A 5,357-nucleotide genomic window follows, 5' to 3' on the forward strand; every position below is an offset into this window, starting at 1 on the left:
CACACGGTCTCCAGGGGAAGCGTGTTCGGTGCGTCGGGTGCGGGGGCCGCCGCGTGGTGGTCGCGGTCACGGTAACAACGCTGGGAGTGCCGTGTCAGGGAAAACCGGGATCTGTGGCCGCTTGCGGCATGGGGGTGGCGGGCGTGGCCGCAGGCGGGTAAGGATGGGCGGGTGTGGTTGTTCGCTGGGCGTGGTGGAGGGTGCTGGTACACCGAATTGGGTTCGGGTGCGGGAACCCCGGGTTGCGTGCCCGGCGTATGTGCTGGTCATGGCTGCGCGAAAGCGAAATGTCGGGTGGATCACGGGCTTTCGGGGTGGTGGGAGGTGGGTCGCGTGCAGAGGGGGTGTATCGCCGCAGGTCACGACCCGTGAGAAGGGGGAAGGGTTCCGCAGGCCTATAAAGCCCGTAGGGCAGCGGAAGGGTCCGAGGTAGAGGCTCAAGCGCGAGCTTCTGACTCATGAGGCTCCCACCGTCGGCTTCAAGCCCGTGCGTGCGACCGCTCTTGCAGGACGATGGCCTCCCAGACAATGACGCGGGCAACGTGGCGTCGCGTGGGAAGGGGCGTGCTCAGTCGCCTTCCAGACGGGTGCGTAGCCAGGCCAACGCCACCTCACCCTTGGCTCTCCGGTGGGCGCGCAGGGTCGGGATCTTGGTGGGAGCGGGCCGTTGTGACCGGGTGAGGTGGTCACCGGCGACGGCGGCGAGCACGGCCTAGACCGAGGCCGTGTCCGCTTCGTTCGCGGGACCGTGCCCTCGCCAGAGCGGTTCGGGGTCGACACCGCCCGCGGCCACCGAGGGCAGGAGCAGCAACAGGCGCATGCACGGGGCACCGGTGGCGGTGTGGGGCCAGTCGATCACCCACATCCGATCCGGGGTGAACAGGAGGTCTTCCACTCTCAGATCGGAAGGGGCCAGAAGGGACGTGATCTCGGGACCGCGTTGAGGCCGAGCGGCCCTCAGGACGGCTCGGAGGAGTTCACGGTCCGCGCGTTCCGCTGCCCGGTGCGCGACGGGGACCCGTACCGCCACGACGACTGGTCCCCGCTCTCGCGCGCGGTACCGCTACGGGCCGTCGGGCGATACGCGACCGTCCCCGTGCCCGTGGGCACGCACGCTGTCCGGCATCCGCCCCGCGCGGGTTCACGCGCTGTTCGGCGTGGACGACCTCCGGTTGGTCGTTGGGTTGGGCCTCGGTCGAGGCCCAGCCCAACGACGGCGGGGGGATGCTCGTGCGGCCGGGGCCAGGGGCGTCGCCCGCTTCGGGCTCACGGCGTGAGCGGCCGGGCGGCGGAGCACGGGGCGTTCGCAGTCCGTTGCGCCGCGCCTGGCACGCATCGTCCACGAGGTGCCCCGTTCCACTGCCCGCCCCTTGGGGAGCGCAAGGACGCCCGTGGCGTCCTTGGTGCGGGCAGCGACCTGGATCGTGCTGCCCAGGGCGTCCTGGGCCCGGGTACACGCCGTGCGGCACCCCGCCGCGGGAACGGGCTCAGCTCACTCGGCCGAGCTGCCGTCCTTGTTGATTCGGGCGCTGTGCTTGAAGGGGAATTCCTTCTGTCCGAGCTGGGCGAAGGTCACATACTTTTCGTCGCCCTGCTTCCGACCGACGGCGACGACTCCCACGGAATTCGCGATGGGCGTCCAGAAGACAGCGATGCCACCGAACTCTGAGAGGTAGACGTCCTCCTCCACCGTGGCCCAGCCGCCGCCGTCGCCCTGGTCGCTGATCATTTTCACGTCGTCCGCCACAGGCTGCGGAAGGTCCCCCTTCGTCGCGGTCTGCACGGCCGCCCGGAGGGCGTCCTTCAGATCCCGGACATCCTTTTCCTGAAGGTCCTTGTTGTGCGTCCTGGCCTTGTCGGCGACGCGGTCGATCTCCCGCTGGGCGAGTTGCCGCTCGTCGTCCTTCTGCCGGAACTTGACGAGCGGCTTGACGGGCACGGTGCCGCCGTTGTTGGAATTCTGCTGCCCCGGGCCCCCGCCCTCAGGCCCGACCGGGTTGTTGCTCTGGCAGAACCATCCGGGACCGTTGCCGCTCGGCTGCCCCATCTTGATGACGTAGGAGCTCTTGTCGACGTGCTCACCGAAGGCCACGATCCGCACGACGGTGGAGCTGCCGTCACGCTGGGCGGTATACCAGATGGTCATCGACGAAACGCCCGTCTTGCCGGCGCTCGCGTGCTTGACGTCGATGGTCTGCTTGTTGTCCTGACCGGTGGCGCCGTCACCGACCAGGACATTGCTTCTGGCAGCCTTCCCCTTGTTCAGGTCGAAGACGTCGTTGACGGCCTGCTTCATGTTCGGCTTCGTACTCTTCATCCCGAGGTTCTCAACGTGGTGGGACAGCCAATTGACGGCCTGAGCCTCGGCGGGTGTGACCAACGGTACGGTCGCGAAGCACTCTGCGGTGGGCATGTGACCTCCATAAATACCAAAAAGAGCGGTCCCCTGGCGCTGTCGCGGGGGAAGGACGGACGGATTCCGGCAGCAGGCCGTGTCCGCCTTGAGCGACGCACTGCGGGGAAGGTGCCGAAAGCGTAGCGTTCGCGTGGTCGCGTGTCTGGCATTTCCCGAAATTCCCAGATCGCCTCGGGGTGTCGCCAGGACGGGTGCGCGAGGATCGGATGCGGCCTATGCGCGGTGTTCGGGTGTTTGAGCTGCGGACGCGCGGTTTTTTGGTGAAGGTCACCACCCACTCGCCCCGCCCCGAAGGAAGCCCGACATCGACACCCACGACAGTGGTCCGCAGGGGTGAGGGGACGGGGCACTCGGCGACTCACGGTCATCCCGTGGCGGGGCAGGCCGCAAGATCCGCCTCATCCACTGCCTGTGCCACAAGCCGATCCCCAGCAGCGCCGATGTGCACCCCTCGCCGAATGTCAGCGCCGGCGTGCCGGTCTGGTCGGTGCTCTCGCATTCCCGTGGCGATGGCGGTGCAGGCCAGTCCGGGTCAACTCCCGCCGGACCATGGCCGGAGCCGCATTGACTTCCGGAGCCATCCGGGGGTGTCCCGCACTCATACGAGTTGTTTCCCGCGGGGAATCTGTCCTCATCCGGCCAGAACCCGTGGTTTCACGTTCGGCCACGAACCGTCGGCTTGGGGGAGGCGACAGAGGTGGTGCCGGCGACACCCGCCGCCGACCGAGGAAAGACCTTCCATGCGCTCTAAGGCCACGTTCATGCTCGCCGCGACCGGAACGGCCGCGGACGCAGGCGCGGTGGCGGCCACCGTGCTGTTCCCCCTGTACGGAGCCTCCGCTGAAGCGGCCGACGCCTCCGAGGAGCGCAACGAACGCCCCGCCTCCTCCACCAGGGACATCAATGGAGGATGCACTGCCGTACCTGGTGGAGACAGGGGTACGCCACAGCAGACGGTTCACTGGACGGCTTCGAGTTCGGGTACCTGCCGGAGTTCGTGACCGGTGAGCCGTTCGACGCCGTGTGGGAATCCAGCGTGGAGGGTGTGGGTCCCGACGCGAACCGCACCTGGATCCCCGAGGACGGCCTTTGGCGGGAGACCTCACCGGAGGAGGCCGACGGCCCCTCGGTGCTGTGGGGCGAGGCGATGAGGGTGTACGTGACGCGTTCCGACCACTTCACCGACCTCGACGCCTACTTCGAGGCACACGAGAACGCCGAGCCCGCGGACCATCTCGGCGAGGGGGAGATCCGGGAGTTCGCTTCAGGCGAGGGCCTCTACACCGGCACGTACGCGGTCTGGATCCCCGAACCCGGCGTAGCGGTGGTCGTGAACCTGTCGGACCCGGCTCTGGAGGAAGATCCGGAGGACGAGGACGAGGCGCCCGCCCCGGCGGGCGGCCCTGAAGAGATGTTGCGCGTCCTCGAAGGCATCACTCGGCAGTGATGCGGGTTATCCACAGGCGCGGATCAGGGCCTGGCTGACGCGCCCGGCGAGCCCGAACCTGGGTGTGCGCCCAATGCTCCGGTATCAGGCATGTCTGCTTCTCATGTGCTCCCCAGGGTATCGGTGTGTGAGGAGGTCAGCCTCCGGAAGTGACTTCCGACTCCCGCTATGCGGAACATCTGAGAAACCGACTTCCCGGACTTCCGGAGTTCGGGTTGGCCGCGGCCCTGGCCAACCCCCGGATTCTGTACCGGTTTCTGTGAGATCGGTCCGTTTCTGACCACCGATAAGGGGAAAGGGCGTCCCTTGCAGAAGAGGAACGCCCAGGTGAGGAAGGGTAGGCCCCCAGGGGCTCGAACCCTGAACCCACGGATTAAAAGTCCGCGTGAACGTGGAGGATTTGTGGTGGTATGCCCCGGTTCGCTCCGGCCTGACCGGGGGCCGTCGTGCCACCGGAGACCGCGCGGGACCACCCCGTGCCACCGGGTCCCGGAACACCGGAGCCAGTTCGGCCGCCCGCGAGGTGCGGATCAAGTCCGCTGGCGACTCGGGGTGCGCCCTGACGAGGCCGCTTCCGCCTCGTGTCTCGTGCCGCTCATTTCCTTCTCCTAAACCAAAGATGACCGGCGGCCCTGCCTCCACACCTCAGTGAACAGGATGAACCCGAGAGCTGGGCCAGTGCGAGCGTTGACCGAGTCCGGCCAAGCCGAACAACGTGAAGCGTCGTTGAGCTGCGCCGATACTGAGCGGGTAGAGCGGGACACAGAGAACAGTGACGACATTTCACCCCATGCCCTGCCATACTCGAAAACCGCCCGTGACGATGGGATCACTGTGCTGCAGCCCTGACCAGTGCCATCGGGACGCGAAGACCTCCCCCACCACCCCCGATCTCGTCTGCCTCCCTCACCCGACGAACGGAGCCGTCTTGTCCGGATGGAACATCCAGGTCCCCGAAGTCAGCGGCGTGCTCAACCAGGTCCACAACCACATCGGAGACGAGGACGCCACCACCGGTCTGACCGGGACCATGACCAACCTGGCAGAGCGCCTGGAAGAGGTGTCCACGCACGCCGCCAGCGCCCCCATCGGCATCGCGCTGGCCGAGTTCGCCGAGCACTACTTCGGCGTCCTGGGCCAGACGGTCGGACTCGCAGCCAGCGCCGTGAGCGGCGCGGGCGAGGCCACCCTGTTCTACGTGCAGGGCAACGACGCGATGGCCGCCCAGTCCCAGGCCAGCGCCGGTCAGATCCTCGACTGAACCCTGCGCTCCTGTCCGCCCCCGAACCCACCTCTCCGCCTCTCCACCTCTCCGTCCCCCCGTCACCCCTGGTTTGGAGTCATGTTCTCCACCTCCTTCACCTACCTCGGCGTGGGTGAGTTCGACCCCTGTGTCCCGCGTTCCGCGTAATTCAGAGGATCTGGAGACATCAGCGAGGTGAAGTCGCAGGTCAGCGCGATGGGACCAGCTCCATAAGCCGAAATCTCCTAGAG

At 67.3% G+C, this 5,357-nt stretch carries 5 protein-coding genes; 2 read left to right on the forward strand and 3 right to left on the reverse strand.

Annotation, left to right across the window (positions count from 1 at the left end):
• Positions 1-568: 568 nt before the first annotated feature.
• The 3 genes from BJF83_RS27270 to BJF83_RS00310 form a co-directional block, all read right to left on the reverse strand.
• Complete coding sequence (locus BJF83_RS27270; protein WP_158070314.1) at positions 569-709, reverse strand: hypothetical protein; 141 nt, start codon at positions 707-709, stop codon at positions 569-571.
• A gap of 3 nt (positions 710-712) precedes the next feature.
• Positions 713-895, reverse strand: a complete 183-nt coding sequence (locus tag BJF83_RS00305) for a hypothetical protein (RefSeq protein ID WP_075924708.1) — start codon at positions 893-895, stop codon at positions 713-715.
• 597 nt (positions 896-1,492) lie between these two features.
• Positions 1,493-2,413 carry a hypothetical protein gene (locus BJF83_RS00310; protein ID WP_075924709.1) on the reverse strand — a complete coding sequence of 307 codons (921 nt, stop codon included), beginning with the start codon at positions 2,411-2,413 and terminating at the stop codon, positions 1,493-1,495.
• Between the two features lie 913 nt (positions 2,414-3,326).
• Here BJF83_RS00310 and BJF83_RS00315 point away from each other — a divergent pair.
• A complete protein-coding gene (locus BJF83_RS00315) occupies positions 3,327-3,863 on the forward strand; it encodes a hypothetical protein (RefSeq protein WP_075924710.1) in 537 nt (178 codons plus the stop codon).
• 928 nt (positions 3,864-4,791) lie between these two features.
• Positions 4,792-5,124, forward strand: coding sequence for a DUF6507 family protein (locus tag BJF83_RS00320; protein WP_075924711.1), 333 nt, complete (start codon positions 4,792-4,794; stop codon positions 5,122-5,124).
• The last annotated feature ends 233 nt before the right edge of the window (positions 5,125-5,357 follow it).

The organism is Nocardiopsis sp. CNR-923, assembly GCF_001942255.1.
Taxonomy (GTDB): domain Bacteria; phylum Actinomycetota; class Actinomycetes; order Streptosporangiales; family Streptosporangiaceae; genus Nocardiopsis.